The following is a 21,689-nucleotide window of genomic DNA, read 5'->3' as shown; positions in this document are numbered from 1 at the left end:
AAAGCTAAAGGAATCACTTGGCTGCCTTTGGTGAGTTAGGGCACAGAAGGGTCGATTTTTTTGATCAACACCAGTCCACTCAGTCGGTCATAGCGTGCTTTCTGATCTTTCACTTTATTGAATCCGATCTTTCTGTAGACCACTTTGATCTCCAAACTGTCCTCCTTCACCAGCTGAGTCAAGGATTCCTGAGGGAGTGAAGGATGGAGTCCTCCTCCGTGTTTTTGGGAGAGAGATTGGATCAATGCCGCTGATTGAAGGTTGATTTCGTGCCCTTGCCAGGTCAATGTCAGGTTCTCGTCAATAGCGATTGGCTTAGTAAAGGAATAATTCGGCCCGGTACGTAGCTCTTCTACCTCGCCTCGCTCATAGCTAGGATAGATCACAAATCGAATCAGGTAATCGTAGCCCCTGATCTCAAGGGATTCTGAGGGGATGGAAGAGAATTCGGTGTACTCGTTGGATGCGGATTCTCCATCATCGTAGGTGTTGTAGGGCAAAAGGTACTTGATGCCCAGTGTTTCAGCCATCAGCTGTGCAGGGCTTGGCTCGATGATTTGGTTTGATTCAAAGAAGTCGGCCGTTTCTGGCGCGATCCAAGGGAAAAGAGCTTCCATGCCATGATAGCTTTCCAAGTAGTGTATGATCGAATTGACCTCATTCAGTTGATCTTTTGGCAGGGTGTTCAGCTCCCGTTTGGATGAGGCGATGAGAGTGGAGTCGGAGGATTTTTCCCAGGAAACCTCATTTTTGATTCTGCCATTTTCGATGATTCCTGATTCGGTCAGGATGTTTTCCAAGCGTTGAACTTGGTTTCTTTCGCTCCAGGAAAACATGCCCCAAGGCCCGAAAGAAGCTAATATCATGGCCACGGCAAGAGAGATCGGGACAGTTTTGATGCTTTTAAACCCAAGGATAAAGTAGAGAGAAATCAACCCCAACCAAATCCCCATCAATACGATGATGTAGCGGTTGACGGTGAGTCCATAGTCCTCAATCCGAATCCAGATGGCAATAAACAAGAGTGCAGTGAGTGGAATCAGCAGGTAGTAAAAGGCTTTGTAAAAGCCTTTGATCCATCCCCCCTCCTTTTCTTTTTGATAGGGAAAAAGAAGCAGATTCGTGAAAATCCCCAAGACAGAAATGGCGACAATCAAATAAGTGACGATGCCACGAGGCCAATCCCAAGTGAATATGATTTTGGCGCCGTAGGCAAATAAAATAGCCAAGTAGAGCAGTAAAAGTGGAATCAGGATAAACTGGGTAAAGATTTTCAACCCCTTGGGATAAGTGCCAGTGGATGATTCTTTGTCAAAATCCTTTGGAATACCTGCCAAAAAATACCAAGTGTTGAAAATTCCATAAGTCAAGACGAATATTTCAGAGTAGGTTTTGGGACTCGTTTTGACATCAAAAAGAAGATCCAAAGCTCCAAATGCCAGCGTGATACCTGTGCCGATGACCTGTGAAAAGAACACGGCCATTACGATTCGGATAAACAAGGTCTTGTTGTAATTCCAGAAGCCTTCCAGTTTTCCCTTTTCCAAAAAAGGCACAAAAGACACCGTCAGGTGAAGGGCGAGATTGTAAACAAGGTATCGGATGTAGGGGGCGCGCGTATTTCCGGGAAAATTATCCGCCGGAAAACTCAGGTAAATCAGTACCAGCGCCAATATACCCAATCCCCAGAAGAGGATCTTTTTGCCGAAACCGAGTTTGATTTTCTCGGTGAAAATTTCAAGGGTAAAAAAAAGAGGAATCCCCAATGCCAGCGTAAGTAGCAAGTGAAGCAAAGGCAGGTTGTCCTCAAATGTGTCTATTTCGATCAGGTAAACCGATAATAGCGTGGCTAAGATAGAACTGAGCAGACTGAACGGAAATCGAAGAGCAGCTTTTAGGCTTTCTTCTTTTAGGCGATCAAGGGAGGGAAATTGCATTGCCGAGTGGGTTTGCAGAAAATTACTGCAATTTTCATAGGATTACGAAGTCTCCTGATTTCCGTTTTTTGAAAAATTAGTTTCTCACCTGCCCATTTCCCCTCACGATCCACTTGTAGCTTGTGAGTTCTCGGAGGGCCATTGGGCCTCGAGCGTGGAGTTTTTGGGTGCTGATGCCAATCTCCGCCCCGAGTCCAAACTGATTGCCGTCGGTAAATCCTGTGGAGGCATTGGCGTAGACCGCGGCGGCATCGACCTCATTGAGAAAGCGTTCGATCGCTTCGGGATTTTCAGATAGAATCGCTTCCGAGTGCTTGGAGGAATACATGACGATATGATCCAAGGCTTCGTCCAGGTTTTGGACGGTCTTGATTGAAAGCTTGAGGCTGAGAAATTCGGTGCCGAAATGCTCCGATTGGGCCACGTGGATTTGATGACTTGAAGGAAGTTTAGCAAAAGCTTTTTCATCCGCAAAAATCTCTACTCCGCTTTTCAGCATTGGTTGGATAAGTTCCGTTAAGTCATCCAATCGGCTTTGATGTATGATCAGACAATCCAAAGTATTGCACACACTGGGCCTACGGGTCTTGGCATTGTGAAGGATGGCTTTTGCCTTTTCCAAGTCAGCTGTCTCGTCCAAATAGGTGTGCACAATTCCTGCCCCGGTTTCGATTACAGGCACTTTGGCATTTTGTCTCACAAAATTGATCAAGCCCTGAGACCCTCTTGGGATAATCACGTCCACAAATCCGACCGCTTCCAAGAGTGCTTTGGTCGCCGCCCGGTCAGGAGGCAAAAGTTGAAATGCTCCGCTTGGAACCCCATGCTTTTCCAGGATCTGATGGATCAGACTTAAGATAGCCCGATTGGAAAAGTCAGCATCCGAACCACCCTTCAGCACCAGTCCATTTCCCGATTTGAGTGCGAGTGCAAAGACATCAAAAGTCACGTTGGGCCTCGCCTCGTAGATGATTCCGATCACGCCCAGTGGCACGGTCACTTTACTAAGCTCAAGCCCGTTTTCTAGCGTTCGTTTTTCAAGCAAAATTCCCAAAGGAGTTGGTAGATGTTTGACTTGGAGCATCTCATTGGCAATGGACTTGATCCGGCTTTCATTAAGCAAAAGCCGGTCGTACATGGGGTTTTGTGGATCCATTCGTTCCAAATCCTGACGGTTGGCTGCAAGCAGGAAATCTACTTTTTCCACCGCCAACTCGGCCAAGTCGCTCAGGACGGCTTGCACCGTTTCTTCAATTACTCGATTGAGTCTGCGGCTGCTTTGCTGAACTTCCCTGAAGATGGATTCTAACTCAGTCATGGTCGAAAAGGTAGAGGTAATCGTAATGGATCAGGGCTTTTTGGTTTTTTTGGCCAAGCCGTTCGAGGGCCAATTTGGAAGCGTATTCGGCACGGCCTAAGCCGATTTTTTCATCTTTTTCATCCCGGATGAGGAGGATGTCGCCTTTGGAAAATTCTCCTTCGATTTTTGTGATTCCGATTGGTAAAAGGCTTCGGATGACAGAGGAAGTCAGGGAGGCTTTTGCGCCTTCATTGATGGTGATCTCGGCTTTGTAGTATTGAGCCCCGTGTGCCAGCCATTTTTTGGTGGCGTGTTTTACTTTTTGGGGTTCAAACCAGGTGCAACGAAGTGATTTAGCTGCAAAGGCGCTAAGTACCCCGTCTTTTTTTCCGTTGGCGATGATGACTTGGATACCCAAATCGGCTGATTTTTTAGCCATCGCATACTTGGTCAGCATTCCGCCCCGCCCAAAGGAAGACTTAGTGGCAGAAATATAACTGCTGACCTCATGCATGGAAGAGGCGACTTTTTCGATCAGTTGAGATCCCGGTTCTGAAGGATTCCCGGTGAATATCCCATCCACATTGGTCAGGAGAATCATCGTATCCGCATTGATCATGGCTGCGGTGAGGCTGGCCAGCTCATCATTGTCGGTGAACATAAGTTCGGTGATTGTCACCGTATCGTTTTCATTAATGATGGGTAAGATTCCCTGCTGGAGCAGTGCTTCGACGCAATTTTTCATGTTGAGAAAGTGCTTCCGGTCGCGGAAGTCCTCCTTGGTCACCAAAATCTGCGCAATAGGTTGATTCAGTTTGCCAAACAATTCCTGGTATTGGTTGATCAGCTTGATCTGTCCGGTCGAGGCCCAAATTTGCTTTTTGAAGACGGGGTTGAGCTTTTCAGGTAAGGCGATAGATTGTCTGCCAAAGGCTACCGCCCCCGAACTTACCAGTACGATTTTTTTGCCCTGAGCGATCAATCCTTGGATCTGAGTGACCAAATGCCCCATTCGCTCCAAGTCAGGAAGACCGTTGGACTGCGTCAGGACATTGGATCCGATTTTGATCACCGCTACTTTGGAATCAAACATTTGTTAGAAAATTTGCATGAAAATAAGTGATTGGATGAGGAATTGCTAAAAAAGTTGGTTTTTGAGATGAAAAATGGAAATATGATTGAAATACAATAGAAATAAAGCGCTTCGCGCTGAAATAGGGGATTGGAGTTCCTCGATATGTCGTAAATCGTAAATCGTAATTCACAAAAAAGCCATACTCATCGTACCCACGAGCATCATCACCTTGGCCCAAGCACTGAGTCGGGTGAAGTGTTCCCGACGGTCTGCTTGATAAACTTTCCACATAAACCAGACGAACACGAAACCCAAAGCACCAAAGTAGTAGAACAAATGGGGGTTGTCGATCTGGAAAGTCACCGTCAAAATCGCTCCGACAAAGCAAATAGCCACCACAAAAATCACTTGTTTGGTTTTGCGGAATCCGATCACAATGGGCAGGGTGCGACACCCGTGGAGTCGATCTCCATGTCGGTCTTCGATGTCTTTGATGATCTCCCGGATTAGATTGAGGAAAAAGGCAAAAATGGCATAGGTCAAGACCAGCAATTCATTTTTCTGATAATAAAAAGCCACCAAATACACGGAGAATCCCGTCAAAAAGGCTACCGTGAGATTACCGATAAAGGGTTCCCGCTTGAGCTGATTGCTGTAGATCCATAGGAGAAAAGCAGCCAAAAAATTGATCAGCGCAATGCGGGGAGAGATCAAGTAGCCCAAGCCGATTGCTGTAAAATTGAAGAGAGTATGAAGAAAAATAACTACTCGCCGTTTGATTCCCTTTCCCACCACGACTTCATGGGGGCGGTTGATATAGTCGATTTTCACATCGTAATAGTCATTGATCATGTAGCCGGCAGCGGTAATGATGACCGTGGTCAGGGCGAGTAGATATAGGCGAAAGTCCTGGAGTACGGGCAATCCCTCAGCCGTCGTCTCAATCAGAAAATGCGCTGTCATCAACTGTGCAAATGCAACCATCAACAGATTGATGGGTCTGCTGATTCTAAAAAGTCCCCTGACCGATAGCGTTCGCTCCATGATAATGCCTTCTGTCGCTAAAATAAAGGAAAAGTCTCAGGGAAAAGGACATTCGCCTTGAACTAAACAGGAAAATCGTTTGCGTAACTTTTGAAGCATGCCTTTTCCCTATTTCCTATCTTCAAAATCTGAGAAAGAAAACCCGTTAACCCATGAATACAACAGAAAAACAATCCCGCAGAGATTTCATTGCCATTTCAGGCAGTGCTCTCGCCGGTTCACTTTTTTTACATCCCGTGGCCCAAGCGCTATCCATCTTTGACAAACCTGGTCAGAAGATGAAGCTTGCCATGGTGGGCACCGGTGTGAGAGGGCTTGCCATGTGGGGCCGTGATGTGATCCGAGCCTACAAAGATCAGGTGGAGTTTGTCGGCCTGTCGGATAAAAACGAAGGTCGAATGAAGTACGGCAAGACCTTTATGGGCGTCGACTGTCCCTTGTTTCTCAGTGCCGATCAAATGCTCAAAGATGCTAAGCCGGATGTGCTGATCGTGACCACCATGGACAGTACGCACCATGAGTTTATTGTCAAAGGCCTACTCGCAGGCATGAATGTGATCTCCGAAAAGCCCATGACCACTGACGAAGTCAAAGTCAAAGCTATCCTCGATGCGGAGCGGAAGTCAGGTAAAAAACTCATTGTCACCTTCAACTACCGCTATTCTCCCCACCGTCAGAAACTCTATGAATTGCTCCGGGCCGGGGAAATCGGAACCATCACTTCGGTGGATTTTCACTGGTATTTGGATACCTCGCACGGGGCAGACTATTTCCGTAGATGGCATGGAAGAAAGGAATTTGGAGGTACGCTTCTCGTACACAAGTCCACGCACCATTTTGACCTACTCAACTGGTGGCTGGACTCCGATCCGGAGGAGGTGTTTGCCTATGGTTCCTTGGAGTTTTATGGCAAAAATGGCCCCTTCCGCTCCAAAACCTGCCGTGGCTGTCCTCACGCTTCCAAGTGCGATTTCCACTGGGACATCACCAGAAATGAACACCTAACCAAGCTTTATGTGGAAAATGAACAATACGATGGTTATCATCGAGATGGCTGTGTGTTCAGAGAAGAGATCGACATCTATGATAAGATGGCCGTGCAGATCAAGTATAAAAACAACGTACAAGTAAGCTATTCCCTCACCACCTACTCACCCTACGAAGGCTATCGCATCGCCTTTAATGGCACCAAAGGCCGTTTGGAAGCGTGGATCAAGGAAAGTCAGCCTTGGGATGAAAAGAATGAAGACGAACTGGTCTTGGTTAAAAATTTCGGTCAGCGCCACATTATCACTGTGCCTCAGGGCGGCGGGGGACACGGTGGCGGTGATACGCGACTGAAGGACAAGCTTTTCCTCGATCCCAACAAGCCCGATCCATGGAGACAGTCAGCCGGTAGCCGAGATGGAGCTATGTCCTGTCTGGTGGGTATTGCTGCCCGACACTCCATCGAACAAGGCAAGCCGATCAAGATTCAGGATCTTACGGATATTCCGTTGGCGGCTAGTGGAAGAGGAGCTTAATGATACTTCGACAAGCTCAGTACAAGTTTCGGATATTTGATTTCGGATTTCGGATTGATCCCGCGGGGCAGTGGCTTCGCGGGATTTTTTTTGGTTTAACCGCGGACCTGCCTGACGGCAGTCAGGGGCGCAGAGAACGAAGAGAGGAGAATTAGTGAGGTTAAAATTCAGGCAATTCCCCCTTCTTAAGGTTGCTAGAGGAACTTCCATTTTTACAGAGAAAAGCCGGAAAGAAAATAATTAGCATCCCCAATTGAAGCTGATACCAATCCCTTCCTCCTACCCCAATTCCACCAACTCCACATAGATCCCTAAAAGGATGTGCCAAAAAAGGTAGTGTCCCAACCTTACCGACATGGAAGCCAAGAAACCGGAATTTTTGAAATAGATCGCCTGAAGCAAGTTCATCAAGAATCCTGTTCCTAAGGAATAGAAAATCAAAAGATAGCTCCCATTGGGAAGTTGCTCCAAGGGTTCTCTGAGGGAAGTGAGAATTGCACCGATCCAGAATAGGGTATTGAGGTATTTTCCTTTTTGATACCAGGTCCCAATCGCCAGAAAGACAGTCAGCGGAATCAACCGATAGAATACCTCGATCTCCAAGGCACCGGAGAAAAATAAAAACAAGGAATAGGGAAAAGGCTGCAAAAAGGGTGGTAACTCGGTGTAAGGTTGGGGATGAAGTAGCACTTTGATCACCAGAATATCCAATATCCCAAACACCATCCCAATCAAAGCTGGAATCAGGAACCGATTTTTATTGGAGATTCCGGATTCAAAAAAGTTAGGAAGACCAAACTTGCTTTGCAACCACAAGAAAGGGAGACCTAGCAAAAGGATTAAAATGTTGTCTACCTGCCAGACTCTCAAAAAAGCATGATCTCCCGAGATAGCGTTACCATACAGGCTTCCGATCCATGCGATCAGTAGAAAGGAAAGGTAAATTACCAAGTTTTGGATGACCTGTCTGTCAGTTTGTAATCCGAGATTCATAGAAGTTTTTTTACATTCTATGAGATGCAAAGGTCAGGGGATGGGTTGCAAAGACTGAGTGAAATTAGCTTGGCATTTATCAAATAATGAAAAAAGCAGGAGTTTGGATTAAGCCAAGTTCTAATTCCTTTGATGGTTGTCGATTGATTTAATCCCCCACCACCTTCACTACTCCCGACCCCCACTGACTCAAGGAAGGATCTTCTGATGGGATGCCGGTATTCCAGAGGTAGAGGGATTTGAGATTTTTCAGGGGGGCTAGTTGGGAGAGGCCTTGGGCGGTGATTTGGGTGCCGTTGAGGTTGAGGACTTCCAGTTTGGTGAGTGGGGAAATGGAAGCCAATCCTTGATTGGTGATGGGATTATTCTCGATCCGCAGGCGACGCAGGTTGGTAAACTCAGCCACTCGAGTTAAGTCGGAGTCCTGAAGACCTGTTTGGGCAAGACTCAGCCAGTGGATTTGGTCCTTGATCGGTGCCAAGGCTTTCAAAAATTCACTCGCATTTCCTTTTGCCACCTCCTCAGGAAGCACCACGTCCAAGGCGCCAGTCTCTCGGGAAAGCACCCGCACCCGGAAGCCCATTCTTTTCAAATTTCCAATTTGAGCGGTGTCTAGTGCAGCGGTGGTTGAGGTGCCCGCTTGGCGGATGGACAGTCGGGGTTCGGCCCAGGCGATCAGTTCGGGAGCGCTTTGGGTAAGCAGGAGATTGGGGTCGGCATTGCCTTGTTCGACCCACCAGGAGATCCATTCTACTTCCTCGGGGCTTAGGGGTTCTTTACCTTCAGCAGGCATAAATTCTTTGTGGCTTTCCGGCAAGGTAACCCGCCGGATGAGTTCGCTTTTCGTTGCATCTCCGGCAAGGATGACAGGACCGTTTTCTCCCCCTTTCGTCAGAGATTCATAGCTATCGAGTAGGAGCTCGCCTTTGGCTTTTCCAGGACGGTGGCAACTGCCGCACTTGTTTTTCAGGATGGGCTGCACCACGTCAGTGTAAAGGATGGCTTCCTCGAGGGAGTTTAGAATTCGGGCTTCGGATTCCTTTTTTTCTCCAAAAGGCGCATAAGCCGTCAGGTAATCGGCACCATGGGTGAGACTGCCTCCATAATGGCCTGTCACAGAAAGTGCCACGAGCAGGAGTCCATAGACGCTGTACTGAATTGCTGTCGAAAACGCACGGTTGGCCCTGCTCATTCCCCAAGCCAGACCGGATAGCAGTACCGTCACCCAACCACCAATTTGGTGAATATCCAGCAGGTTGCCTTCGTAGCCTCCCGATTGGGAGAGCAAATAGCCCAAGGAGGCGGCTATCGCTGCGCTTCCGGTACCCAAAAGCAGGGAAAAGGAAACGGCCTCCCGAAAGGAATCGCTTTTCCTCCAATCCCCATAGATCTTCAGCAGCACGGCAAGCACCAAAAAACCAATCGGCAGGTGCACCCACAGGGGATGAAATCGTCCGATAAACGTGAACCAATCTGCCATCGCCTCAGGTCAAAATCTTGTTTACCACATGGCCTTCCACATCAGTCAGCCTAAACCTGCGTCCCTGATGCTTGAAGGTGAGACGCTCGTGATCGATGCCAAACAGGTGCAGGATGGTAGCCTGCAAGTCGTGAACAGACACCGGGTCTTTGACCACATTGTAGCCAAAATCGTCTGTCTCCCCATAGACCATTCCGGGCTTGACTCCGGCCCCGCACATCCACTTGGTGAAGGATCGGGGATGATGGTCTCTCCCATAATTATCCGCCGTGAGCGTGCCCTGACTGTACACCGTCCTTCCAAATTCTCCTCCCCAGACCACAAGTGTATCTTCCAACAAGCCGCGCTGCTTGAGGTCTTTGATCAAGGCCGCGGTGGCCTGATCGGTTTTTTGACATTGGTTGCGGATGCCGCCGGGCAAGTTGCCGTGCTGATCCCAGCCCTGATGGTAGAGCTGCACAAACTTGACGTCTTTTTCGATGAGTTTTCGGGCGAGGAGGCAGTTGGCGGCATAGGTGCCCGGGTCCCGGCTTTCCTCCCCGTAGAGTTCGTAGACCCAGTCGGGTTCGGAGCTCATGTCGGTCACCTCGGGCACGGAAGTTTGCATGCGGAAAGCCATCTCGTACTGTGCGATGCGGGCGGTGATTTCCGGATCTCCGTAGGTGTCGTGTTGCACTTCATTGAGTGACTTGAGGTAATCGAGCATTTCCCGACGGTCCTTTCCGTCATAGTTTTCGGGATTGCCGAGGTAGAGGACGGGGTCTTTTCCGGAGCGGAATTGGATGCCTTGGTATTGGGAAGGGAGAAAGCCATTTCCCCAAAGTCGTGCATAAAGCGGCTGATCCTGCACGGCATTTTTGGAAACCAAGACAATGAAAGCCGGAAGGTTTTGATTGTCCGAACCCAGTCCGTAGCTCAGCCATGCACCCATGGAGGGCCGGCCGGGGAGTTGGTGTCCTGTTTGGAAAAAAGTAATCGCAGGATCATGGTTGATCTGTGCGGTTTGCATGCTTTTGATGAAACAGAGTTCATCCACGATTTCGGCGGTTTTGGGCATGAGTTCGGAGACCCAAGCGCGGCTTTGTCCGTATTGCTGGAATTTGAAAGCGGAGGCGGCCATGGGAAAAGAACTCTGATCGGCGCTCATGCCGGTGAGTCGCTGTCCATCCCGAACCGAGTCAGGGAGCTCTTGCCCGTGAAGATCGACGAGTTTGGGCTTGTAGTCATACAGATCCAATTGGGAAGGTCCACCGCTTTGGAAGAGGTAGATGATCCGCTTGGCTTTGGGCATGAAATGAGGTAATCCCAAATTGGCAGGAAGGGATTCCAAAGAAGGTGGTGCGGCAGGGGTGCTTCCGGCGAAGATCTTTTCCATGCCCATGAGTGAACCCAAAGCCAAAGAACCGATGCCCAAGGAAGTTCGGGTCAGGAATCTCCTTCGGTCCATTTTTTTCTCGATCTCCTGCAGGTCTGCATTGGTCGAGCGAAGTGGGGCGTCGTGGTGGTGATGGCTCATGTTAGCGTTTGGTTAGAAATGCGTCCGAATTGAGAATGGCACTGGCGGTGACTGCGTTGGCGGCTACCAAACTGGGGTCGAGGGTGGAGGAAATCCGGTATTCCCCGGTCGTCAGCCAACCCTTAAGTTTGGCAGGATCGGTTTTGAATTTTTGATGCTCCTTTTCTCTCAAGTCCAGTAGGAGTTGGAGTTCTTTTTCGATGGGTTTTCTCCCGGTGAGTTTTCGGAAGGCCATGACGACTCCCTGACGAGGATCGGATGAACGAGACATCTGCTCTCCAAGTACTTTGGAGGCTTCTACAAAGGTGGGATCATTGAGCAAAGCCAAAGCCTGTAAAGGCGTGTTGGTTTCCTGTCGCTTGCTCACCGATACGCTGTGGTCCGGCGCATCAAAGATTGCCATCGTGGGGTGGTGCACCGATCGCTTCCATACGGTGTAGAGGCTTCGGCGGTAGAGATTTTTGCCTGTGTCTTGGGGGTAGTGAGCTCCGTTGACTTTCCAAAGTCCCTCCGGCTGATAAGGGAAAACGCTTTTTCCTCCCACTTCCCGATTCAGCAAACCGGAAGCAGCCAGCGCTTGATCCCGGATCAATTCGGCGGGTAATCTGACCGAGGGACCACGGGCCAGGAGGATGTTTTCTGGGTCTTTTTCCTGCAAATCGGGGCGTTTTTTGGAAGCTTGCCGATAGGTAGCCGAGGTAACGATCAGGCGTTGCATGGCTTTGACATCCCAACCCAAGTCCTGAAACTCTACGGCGAGCCAATCCAACAGCTCGGGATGAGAGGGCAGCTGACCCTGATTGCCAAAATCCTCCGAGGTAGCCACCAGTCCTTTTCCAAAATAGCTTTGCCAGAAGCGGTTGACCGTGACGCGTGCGGTCAGTGGGTGCCTTTTGTCTATCAGCCATTCGGCCAAGCCTAGGCGGTTTTTGGGCAGGTTGTCCGGCATGGGAAGCACGCTTTCCGGCGTATTGGGAAATACTTCCTCCCCATGCTGACTGTATTCACCCCTGGTGAGAATATAGGTAGGTCTGGGTTGCGCCCGATCTTTCATGATCATTAGTTCAGGGATCACTTCCACAGAGTCGGAATAGGCTTTTCGCTTGGCGATCACTGCGTTCATCGTCTCTTGATAGGCCTTGGAGTGGGCGTTCAGGTAGAGTTTTTTCAGAGAAGCCCTTTGCTCTGAGGTAAGTTGCTCGGGACTTCGGGAAAGGAGGACTTTGTAATCCTCATGGTTGAAAATCTGTAAAATCTCCAAGGCAGAAAGTTCCTGATTGTAGACGCTGACCTCATCCACCACGGCTTCTTTGAGGCCTTTTCCCCGCCACACGGCACCTACTTGAAGTCCGGGTTGCCCGCCTTTGAAGAGGATGTCTTTGTAGAGATTGTCGTGGGTGGTGACAGTGGATAGTTCTTTTCCATTGAGGAAAATTTTCAGTCCCTTGGCCTTGGACGAACCGTCATACGTCAAGGTCAAGTTGATCCACTGATCTCGGGGGATGTCCTGTTCGGTGAGTTTAGTGATGGCATTGTAGGGCGCGGTATGGGCCATTAAGAGCTCGAGGCGGTTGTTTTTCAAGCTGAGGTGATAGCCCCGCCAGTTGTAAAGCACTGCACCGGAACCTTTATGAAAAATGACACCATCCGTGAGGTTTTTAGGGATAGTAATCCATGTGCTGACTGAGAAGGGTTCACTTCTGGAGAATATCCCCACCTCGCCCAGATTGAGCCAGGCGTCTCCGTTGAGTCGGATGCCTTTTCCTCTTCTCCCATCCACATAGCTTGGCGTCTGATTTCTGACCTCGCTGCTTTCCATGCTGCCTTTTTGAGCGGGTTTGAGGGCGTTTTGGATGGAGCTTTGGTCAAAATGGAAAAAGGCCACCCGGCTTGCAGGAAATTCTAGATTCGCGTCTTTTTGATACCCTTTTCCTGTCATCCAAGCCTGAAAAGCTGCCTCTTCGGCCTTGGCTGTTTGTGCAAGCTGGGCTTCCTGTTTTTCTTTTTCCCCTAACAGAAAAGAAAGGAGTTGGTCCTTTTTCTCATCTGTAAGCAGCATGGTCGGGGCAGGCGTGGCATCGTCCCAAGAGATCTGCCCGGCCTCGTCGACTTGGTTGAAAAAGCTGCTGAGTTCAAAGAAGTTTTTCTGGGAAATCGGGTCGTACTTGTGGTCGTGGCAACGTGCGCATCCGAGCGTGAGGGCCATAAAGGCCTGTCCCATCGTGCTCGTACGATCCACCACATACTCCACCCGAAATTCTTCCTCCACGATGCCTCCCTCCATATTTTGAGGATGGATACGGTTGAAAGCTGTGGCGATCAGTTGGTCCTTTGTAGGATTGGGAAGTAAGTCTCCGGCGAGCTGATCTCGGATAAACTGGTCGTAGGGAAGATTCTTGTTGAATGCCCGAATCACCCAATCCCGGTAGGGAGAGGCATCTCGGTACCGATCTACTGTGTAGCCGTGCGTATCGGCATAGCGGGCCACATCCATCCAGTGGAGCGCCATTTTTTCTCCATAGTGCACCGAGTTGAGCAGCCGGTCCACCTGTTTTTCATAGGCATTTGGAGACTGGTCGGCCAGAAAAGCATCCATTTCTGCTTCACTAGGAGGCAATCCGATGAGGTCGAGGCTTAGTCTTCGGAGCAGCGTTTCTTTGTCAGCTTCGGGTGAGGGAGAGATGCCTTCTGATTCCAGTTTGCTCAGCACAAACTGGTCGATGGGGTTTTTGGGCCAGGTTTTGTCTTTGACTTTTGGCGGCTCGGGTTTTTCGGGCGTGATAAAGGCCCAATGTTTTTTGTACTCGGCCCCGTCTTCGATCCATTTGATCAAAATGGCTTTTTCTCTTGGGCTGAGGGTAAGGTTAGATTCTTTGGAGGGCATTTGGTACTCCGGGTCATCAGAAATAATCCGGTGAAACACCTCGCTATTGCGTAGGCTTCCGGGTTTGATGGCTACTTTTCCAGGGGAATCTTTGAGCGAGGCAAAGGCAAACTCAGCGGTATGAAGGCTCAAACCTGCTTTTTGCGCAGCAAGGTCAGGCCCGTGACAAGCGAAGCATTTGTCTGAAATGATGGGTTTGACGTGGATATTGAAATCTAGGGCTTCGGGGAGTTCTTCGTAAGCCGCTTGAACGTCCTCGGGTAGCTCGGGACTGCATGCAGCAAGAGAAAAAAGCACGAAAAGGACAGGTAGAAATCTCAGATTCATCGGAAATACAAACACCCTAAAAACTAAGGAAAAATCAGGTATTTACCGACATGGGGTATGGGGTCCGATAGTCAAAAATCTTAGAAATAAGCGAAATAATCCAAACTTTTGAAGCGTTATAAATCAGTGTTTGAAGTAAGGATTGTTGATAAAAAGTGTGGATTGGGGGAAATATGACACTATTCAAATATGAATGCCATGTTTAGCTTTTTAAATACCCATGCAAATGATGAGTTACTTCATCCTACCACACAAGCTGAAGATTATCGTAAAACCGAAAATTTGCGTCTCTTGAAATTAGGGTGAGTTTCTCTGCTATCGCTTGTGAGATTAGTATTCGATCAAAAGGGTCTCGGTGAAATTCAGCAAGTCTTGATAGTTCCAGAAGATGCTCAAAATCTAAGGCAAGAATCTCGAAACCATTTTTCAATATTTCAGATTTAAGATCTTCCAGCGGGATATCAAGTTTGAGTTTTCCTAGGCTGATTTTTATTGTGATTTCCCAAATTGATACTATACTGATAAAGTTGGAACTTTGAGGGTGTTCTATTGCAGTTTTTGCAGAGATTGAAAGATTGGGACTGCCTTCGAGAAACCATAAAAAAGTATGAGTATCTAATAAATAGTTCATTACATGTATTCTTGGAAGTCGTCCAGAGGTTCGTCAAAATCTGCAGACAAATGAATTTTACCTTTTAAGCCTCCGAATTTTGGTGATGGTTTTTTCGGCTCAATTCCACTGTTCTTCTGGTTTTTCTTCAAAAGACTTTCAATGAACTTTTTTGCCTCTTCCTTTAACTCGGTTGGAAGGGTTTCTAATTTAGTATATAAGGAAAGTGAAGTCATCCTGAAGTTTTTTTACGAAAATAGTGATTTTTAGAATTGGTTCTATTTGGTTTTCAAACACATCCTCGAAAAGTATGGTTTGAATCTTTCAATTTTCTCAAGTATTCTTGTCAATAGAATAGACTAGACCTGTCATGTTTTAAAAATCTGACAGGTGTTTTTACACTTTCTTTGCTGTAGGGGAACACCTCAATTCATATGAAGTAAGTTTTACTCCCAAACGTTTTTTAGGCATTGAAAATTTGCCTACTATGACTGCCCACTAAAGAAAATCGAACCTTGTCTTTCTCGATTTATTCTAAGCTGCAGGACATCTGGGCGAGAATAGTGCCCAACCGGGTCAAAGTTTTGTCGCTCTTCCAAAACCCGGTTGAAGTCCAGCGTTTGGATCAGCAGTCCTTCCGAGTGGGCTACTGGTTCCAATACCCACTTTCCGTCCGGTCCTGCGATGCAGCTACCGCCATCGGCGAGTACTTCGGGGCAATTTTCCAATATCACATCCAAATGAGGAGTGTTTGCTGGAAAGTCGCTTTTCCGCATCAGACTGGAGACCGAAATCACATAGGAACGGGATTCCTGAGCAATCATGCGGGTGATGTTTTCGGTATTTCGTAAGGCTCCGGGCCACACGGCAATGTGGAGGTTTTCTCCTTGTCCATAGAGGGCTGTTCGGGCGAGTGGCATCCAGTTTTCCCAGCAGTTGAGCCCTCCTAAAGAAAATGCCTTAAGCGGGTGAACCTGAAGTCCATGTCCATCGCCGGGAGACCAGGTGAGGCGCTCATCATAAGTGGGTTGCAGCTTACGATGAATGGACCTGATTTCTCCCTGAGGATCGATATAAACTAAGGTGCAGTAGAGACTATGGCCTCCCCGATCTGCAGGCCGCTCAATGATACCAAGGTAGACGGCGATTTGATGCATTCTCGCCAATTCTTGGACCTCTTTCAGTTCACCCTTCTCGATCTGTATGGCATTGAGGGCATAGTGGGCATGGATTTCCTTTTGGACTTTGTTGTCCCAGGCAGAGGCATGGGTGATGGACAGCCACCAGGGATAGCCTGGAAGTAGGCCTTCGCCAAACACGATGAGCTCGCAACCGGCATGAGCAGCTTCAAGGATAGAGGCTTTAATTTTTTCCAAAGTCGCCGCTTTGTCAAGCCAAACTGGGGCAATCTGGGCTAGGGCTACTTGAAGTGTGGAGTTGGACATCTTTAAGTGAATTGGGGATTCAAATTAAGTAATATGAATATACGGAACTTTGCCAGTAGCTTACTTTGAAGGTCAAATGAACTGGTAAATGCCAATTCTTTGATTTCTTCGGTCTTCCGTCATCGGTCTTCCAGCCCAAAATCGGGGGAATATTCATCTACTGGCAGAATAGCGTATAATCAGATTAAGTAATTCTTCTAATGGGTGAATTGAATTTGGATTTTGGCTACGAAGGCACAAAGACACAAAGACACAAAGTGAAAAAAGTGATTTCTCTTGAAGGGTCTAATGCACAGCTTGGAGTAGGTTGTCAATCAATAGCTGCATTCATGCAGATTTAATGAGCTAAACACCTTTCAAGTTTTTTGCCTTTTAATAAAACTTCATGCCTTCCCGACTTTGTGGTTGACAAGGATAAAAAAAGCGGTCTCTCAGAAACCGCCCTTTTTGACTAACTAAACCAACTTTTAATTTTTTTAGACACTCACCATATCTTCCTCTACATCCACTAGGGCTACCGCTCCATGGATGGCAGTCTCGTCCAATTCGGAAATGAGGATTTTCAACTGCTCCAGTACCTTGGGATAGGCAAAAGTTTGAAGAGTCTCGTTCATGGATTTTTTGAATAGTGGGTAGGTTTTACGAATAGATCCACCCAAGACGATGGCTTCAGGAGCCAAGGAATACAAAATCACTTTGAGTAATTCCCCCAAGTGGTGGCCGAATTCCTCAAAAGCCTTGATAGCTACAGGATCGCCTGTCAGGGCTTGCTTGGCAAGCGCCTTAGGCTTACTGTGGTAAAAGTTTTGGAAAAACTTACCGCTGCAGTAGTACTCATAGTTTTGATCGAGGTAAGATGCGCTGCACCATTCTCCTGCGGCGGAATAGGCACCGGAATAAAGATGCCCGTTGATCACAATGCCTCCTCCTACACCTGTGCCCAAGGTAATTCCAACCAGATTTTTGTAGGGTTTTCCTACTCCGTACTTATGAACTCCTATAGCAAAGCAATTTGCGTCATTGTTGATAAATACCGGTTTTCCGAATCGAGTGGTCAGAAATTTTTTCAGCTCCACATGCTGAAACGAAGGGATATTGGCCAAACCTATGACAATTCCCTCTCGGCTGTCTACCAAACCGGGGATGCCAATACCGATTCCTACAAAGTCATAATGGGCATAGCTTTCGATAAAGGAAGCGATGGTTTCCAAAATAAACTCCTGACTTTCCAAAGCAGGGGTGGCAATGCTGCGAATATCTTCCAAGTGTCCTTTGATCAGGATCCCTCCTTTGATGCCGGTTCCTCCGATATCCAATCCCAAAATGGCTTTTTCCATTCGCTCAGGTTTATTGTTAGGTTGATCAATTTTTTTAAATGAAGAAAGCCGTCAAGAACTCTTGACCGCTTTCTTTTCTTTTTGGGAAAAAATCCCGGGAATTACAACATCCCCTCGATGGATTTTTCTAGTTCTCTTGCCGTGGCCAAAAACTCGGCCACACTCATGTCTCGGAAGAAGATCAGGCCATGGCTGGCTCTTACTTTCGCCCGCTCGTGGAGGTAGAAGTAGTTTTTGCCCAGCAAAAGCTGTATGTCGTTTAGCTGACCTACCCAAGTGCGCTTGGCTACCGTGCTGAACTTGCCATTGTGCGAGTAGCTTGGGAAAGATGCATTCACTTGGCTGAGGTAGCAGTTGGCGAAGGAGTCTTCCATCACCGACATGTCACCGAGCGATACCGGTACAATCACATTGGCTTCATGCGGCTCAAACTTGAACCAAACATTTCGATAGCCGATGATTCGAAGGTTGCTTGTGTCATGTTCTTCTCCCCATTTCTTTACTGCGGCTGCAGTAGCCTGAAGCACCTTGTAGTGGGTATCCGGTCCGGATCCTTCCGGATCCAGTGTCAAACTTATCTTAGTAGGCTTGATTTTTCGAAACATTTCCACGATCGGTTCCACGTCACGGGTTTTGTCGGGTTGCTCGGTGAATATATCTCCGGTGTAAAAGCCCAATCTGAGGTGATGCACATTTTTCACCTGCACTCCAAAGTGAGCCCAAACCAATTCTTCCTCAAACTCCCGGATCATTCCTTTGAGTTTTTGGATTTTGGATGGGTTTTTCTCCCCATCGTAAGAATTTCTCAAGATGCTGATCACATCGTTGATTGTTTCGCGGAGTTGGGTTTTGTTTTTGATCTCCCAAATAATCACTAATGCCCTCACTACCCTGTGAGAAAGTCCTCGTCTGCGTGCATCTCCATTTTCTGAGGCCACATTGGTGAGGTAATGATAGACGTCCTTATCGGTTTTAAGGCTGTAACCTACCTGGAAAAAGTCGTCATAGTTCACCATTTGAATCTTGCCTTCATCGAGAAGCTTCTTGGTGTGAAGTAGGGTCTCAATCACAAAGGTGTTGGTCACCGCGGTAAATCCTGAAGTCAGGACAGAGAAGTGGGCTTCGTTGCTTGGATCGTGAAGCTGATTGGTGATATGAGGCAAAATGCCCAAGGAAATATCATCATGGTGAGGGCCGGTATGAAGTAATACCTCATTCTTTTCCTGTTCCAATCCTTTGGCAAGCTTGCTCTCTACGCTTTTCATCACCTGATTCACGGTGTCTTCTGAAAGCCCAGGGATCAGCTTACAATATTTGTCCGCCTTAAGGTCTTCGATCTTGAGTCGGTGACCGTATTTGTTGAGTTTTTTGCAAAGTTCAATTACTGCACGCTCGGTTTTTTCAAACGTCCATTCTCCTTGCTGATAGTAGGCATCCATGGAGTCAGTGAGCTTCACTGCGGCGCCTTTGGTCAGGTAGAAGCGGCCATTTTTCAGTTTTTGAAGGACAGTGGCCGGGTACACATTGTTCATTGGGGTTTCCAGGGAATCTTTCACGATACCCGCTTTGGCTTCTCCTGCGGCGATGATGATTCCTACAGCATCTTTGTTATACACGATGGTGTCCAAACCTATCGTGATTACCAGTCGGTTGGCAGAAACTTCAATTCCTCCCAAGTCACCTGCTGCTACTGCCTGAGTTTCAAAGTTGGTTTCAGTCAGTCGGGTGACCGAAAACAAATGAGAGCCTCTTGTATTGAAAGCGATGTGCCCGTCAGGTCCGATTCCTCCCAAAAAGAATCCGATTCCGCCTTTGTCTCTGATGCGCTGTTCGTAGTCACCGCACCACTGATCGATCATGTAGATGGATTTTTGCTGAAGTTTCTCCAAGTCATTGATGGGATCACGAAATCTCAAGGAAAGGTCGACCTTCAAATCCGGAAATATTTCGCTGAAGTGCTTTCCATCTGCCAAAGGGATTTCGTCGGAATTGATCAGAATGGCGTTTTCCTTGGAGAGGCCAAATCCGTTGATATAGAACTTGTTGACGTAGTCGTAAAAACTGTTGTGCTGCTTGGAAGAGATCGGGTAGAATTCGTCAATCTGTACAAAAGTAAGGTCTTTAAGTACAGGCTTTTTGGTGTTGCCCAAACCGTATTTTTCACGGATTTCTTTGCCTTTTTTGCTCTCCCAGTTTTCAAGTAAATATTGCGTCCACTTGATGAAAAACTCAGGAGTTTTGCCGGTTGGCAAACTGATCACTCCCTGTGGGTTTTCGGATACCCATTCCAGAAACCGGCATGCGGTAAGCAAACCGAGCTTTGGGAAGTTGTCCACCGTGAGGTAAGGGATCAGGGTCGTGATTTTTTCAACTCCGGATTCAGCCAGGAAAGCTTTTTCAACATCGGTGAGAGGATACTTACTGAGCATACTGTGAGACAGTTTAGGTTATGTAAGAGGTTAGGATTTCTTATTAACTGATTTCCGGGTATTTAATGAGTTCAATGGCTTATTGGCAAAATAAACAATTGAAAATCCGATACCCGCGGTACTAAATTCTGAATTCTTGCGCTATTTCTCGAATTTAATAACTGTTACAAAATTAAAAAACTTTACTGAATAAAAAACAACTTTTATAAAAAATTTAAAAAAGTATTTCTAAAAATTGAAATTTATAGGGACCTCGTGAAGGATATCCTGATTCTTGCCTGGAATTCTTCAATAACTTTGAATATTTCCAGAAGGGTGACTTGTTGTACTTTAGTGAGATTTTTTAGTTGTAGGTAATTTTTGGGTTTTTGCTTCAGATCTAGAATGGATAAGGCCTGATTTTCCAGTCTCAAACTCATCAGATACTCAAAAGCGTGGGTTAGTTCCTGGACTTCTTTTGGGGTGAAAACGCCTTTCCCCTGAAGCAGTCCGATCCTTTGAAGGGTATTTGTCTCGAAGATTTTAAACTTTAACGCATAGACTCTCGCTAGATCCACGATAGGGCGCATGGTTTTTTTGAGGTTAAGCAGTTTTTCACCGTCCACTTCCTCGGTTTTGATTCTTCGGAAAAAAGTAAGGGGCGGCTCATATTGCAAAGCATTGTGGCCAAGATTAATGAAAAACCGTTCGGGAGCTTTCTCGAGCAAATTGCCCATGTGGTTTTTCAATTCTTCCAAAAGAGAGAATTCACCATAAATAGCCCTACAGTCAAAGAAGGTGGAATAATTCATGGCGCTTTCCTGGGATGCTGCCGAGATCCACTCGTCGTAGTTTCTTTTCCAATGGGAAAGTGAATGCGTCCACTTGGGATTCATGGCCATCAATTCACCTTCGCAGAAGTCAATACCGATCTGGTCCAAAGCAGTGGAGACTCGGGCCGCAAAATCCAGAAAGTACTCACGGACTTCTTCCCGATGCTCGTTGGCTTTGTCTTCGTAGATGATGGCGTTGTCCTGGTCTGTCTTCAGTGTGAGTTCTCCCCGGCCCTCACTGCCCATCACGAAAAAAACGAACTTGGCCGGTGGGGGGCCAATTTCTTTAATTACCCGTTCAATCACCCGCTGAACGATCGTGTCTGCCACGGTGGTGATGATTTGATTGACAAAGTGGGCTTTCATTCCCCGGCTGATAAGCAAGTGGATAAGCTCAGGCATTCGATTCCATTTTTCTGCCAATTCCGAAAAGTGCCGGGCTTCTTTGACCGATTGAATAAATAGGAAGGGGCCTTGGCTTTGCTCGGTCAGGACTTTGGTGCGGCTGATCCATCCCTGGAATCCCTGAGGTGTTTTGACTAGCAGGTACCTTGCCTTGGTCTGAAACATCAGGAGCAAAGCTTCCACGAGGGTAGCTTCGGGTGAAATACTGATCAGATCGCGTTCGAGTATTTCAGATGCCGGGGTATTTATGGGTAAGCCCTTTGCTAAAACTTTGTCTCGCAGGATTAAATCGGTTAAATAGCCTTGAATGTTTTCTTTGGATTCTCCGACAAACAGGCAGCTGACTTGCTCTTGAGCCATTTGCATGGCGCAATCCTGTGCTGTAGCATTGGGTGAAGCGAGGCGTATCCTCCGGACCAAAAGATCCTGGACTTTTTTGGAGTAGAACTGATCGGAAATAAAAGAATCCTGAGTCTGCATTTTGGGAAGTTACAAAAGCAGTTTGGCTAAATACAGCAAAAAAGAAAACCGCCTCAAATTTTTCATCCGAGGCGGTCAAATCACTATAAAAT

General features: G+C 47.3%; 15 protein-coding genes. 1 reads left to right on the top strand and 14 read right to left on the bottom strand.

Annotated elements, in window-relative coordinates; genetic code table 11:
- Positions 1-35: 35 nt before the first annotated feature.
- The 4 genes from DDT91_RS09135 to DDT91_RS09120 form a co-directional block, all read right to left on the bottom strand.
- Positions 36-1,937: a DUF4153 domain-containing protein gene (locus tag DDT91_RS09135; protein ID WP_187175865.1), complete on the bottom strand. Its 1,902-nt coding sequence runs from the start codon at positions 1,935-1,937 to the stop codon at positions 36-38.
- 76 nt (positions 1,938-2,013) lie between these two features.
- Entirely contained in the window at positions 2,014-3,255 is a 1,242-nt protein-coding gene (locus DDT91_RS09130) for a glutamate-5-semialdehyde dehydrogenase (protein ID WP_187175864.1), read from the bottom strand.
- Positions 3,248-4,330, bottom strand: a complete 1,083-nt coding sequence (proB, locus tag DDT91_RS09125; RefSeq protein WP_187175863.1) for a glutamate 5-kinase — start codon at positions 4,328-4,330, stop codon at positions 3,248-3,250. The genes DDT91_RS09130 and proB overlap by 8 nt, the downstream gene beginning before the upstream one ends.
- A 168-nt stretch (positions 4,331-4,498) precedes the next feature.
- The gene (locus DDT91_RS09120; protein ID WP_187175862.1) at positions 4,499-5,356 is read right to left on the bottom strand and encodes a geranylgeranylglycerol-phosphate geranylgeranyltransferase; all 858 of its coding nucleotides are present in this window, start codon (positions 5,354-5,356) and stop codon (positions 4,499-4,501) included.
- Between the two features lie 152 nt (positions 5,357-5,508).
- Between DDT91_RS09120 and DDT91_RS09115 the strand changes: the two genes are divergently transcribed.
- A complete protein-coding gene (locus DDT91_RS09115) occupies positions 5,509-6,879 on the top strand; it encodes a Gfo/Idh/MocA family protein (RefSeq protein ID WP_187175861.1) in 1,371 nt (456 codons plus the stop codon).
- Positions 6,880-7,158: 279 nt separating this feature from the next.
- On the opposite strand, the gene DDT91_RS09110 is transcribed toward DDT91_RS09115, so the two are convergent.
- The 10 genes from DDT91_RS09110 to DDT91_RS09065 all read right to left on the bottom strand — a co-directional run bounded on the left by DDT91_RS09110 (position 7,159) and on the right by DDT91_RS09065 (position 21,597).
- Entirely contained in the window at positions 7,159-7,872 is a 714-nt protein-coding gene (locus DDT91_RS09110) for a hypothetical protein (RefSeq protein WP_187175860.1), read from the bottom strand.
- A gap of 148 nt (positions 7,873-8,020) precedes the next feature.
- Positions 8,021-9,352 carry a DUF2231 domain-containing protein gene (locus tag DDT91_RS09105; protein ID WP_187175859.1) on the bottom strand — a complete coding sequence of 444 codons (1,332 nt, stop codon included), beginning with the start codon at positions 9,350-9,352 and terminating at the stop codon, positions 8,021-8,023.
- 4 nt (positions 9,353-9,356) lie between these two features.
- Positions 9,357-10,868 carry a DUF1501 domain-containing protein gene (locus tag DDT91_RS09100; protein ID WP_187175858.1) on the bottom strand — a complete coding sequence of 504 codons (1,512 nt, stop codon included), beginning with the start codon at positions 10,866-10,868 and terminating at the stop codon, positions 9,357-9,359.
- A gap of 1 nt (position 10,869) precedes the next feature.
- Positions 10,870-14,079: a DUF1553 domain-containing protein gene (locus DDT91_RS09095; protein ID WP_187175857.1), complete on the bottom strand. Its 3,210-nt coding sequence runs from the start codon at positions 14,077-14,079 to the stop codon at positions 10,870-10,872.
- Between the two features lie 244 nt (positions 14,080-14,323).
- Positions 14,324-14,710, bottom strand: coding sequence for a type II toxin-antitoxin system VapC family toxin (locus tag DDT91_RS09090; RefSeq protein WP_187175856.1), 387 nt, complete (start codon positions 14,708-14,710; stop codon positions 14,324-14,326).
- Positions 14,710-14,925 (bottom strand): DUF2281 domain-containing protein, encoded by a 216-nt coding sequence (locus DDT91_RS09085; RefSeq protein WP_187175855.1) that lies wholly within the window; start codon positions 14,923-14,925, stop codon positions 14,710-14,712. Before DDT91_RS09085 ends, DDT91_RS09090 begins: the two co-directional genes overlap by 1 nt.
- Before the next feature lie 249 nt (positions 14,926-15,174).
- Complete coding sequence (locus tag DDT91_RS09080; RefSeq protein WP_187175854.1) at positions 15,175-16,134, bottom strand: carbon-nitrogen hydrolase family protein; 960 nt, start codon at positions 16,132-16,134, stop codon at positions 15,175-15,177.
- A gap of 476 nt (positions 16,135-16,610) precedes the next feature.
- A complete protein-coding gene (locus DDT91_RS09075; protein WP_187175853.1) occupies positions 16,611-17,471 on the bottom strand; it encodes an ROK family protein in 861 nt (286 codons plus the stop codon).
- 101 nt (positions 17,472-17,572) lie between these two features.
- Entirely contained in the window at positions 17,573-19,900 is a 2,328-nt protein-coding gene (locus DDT91_RS09070; RefSeq protein ID WP_187175852.1) for a PIG-L family deacetylase, read from the bottom strand.
- Between the two features lie 242 nt (positions 19,901-20,142).
- Positions 20,143-21,597 (bottom strand): DUF294 nucleotidyltransferase-like domain-containing protein, encoded by a 1,455-nt coding sequence (locus tag DDT91_RS09065; protein ID WP_187175851.1) that lies wholly within the window; start codon positions 21,595-21,597, stop codon positions 20,143-20,145.
- Between the last annotated feature and the right edge of the window lie 92 nt (positions 21,598-21,689).

Origin of the sequence: Algoriphagus sp. AK58 (genome assembly GCF_014324365.1) — a bacterium.
Taxonomy (GTDB): Bacteria; Bacteroidota; Bacteroidia; order Cytophagales; family Cyclobacteriaceae; genus Algoriphagus.
The sequence above is the reverse complement of the archived record's forward strand: the minus strand, read 5'-3'. Positions and strand labels throughout refer to the sequence as shown.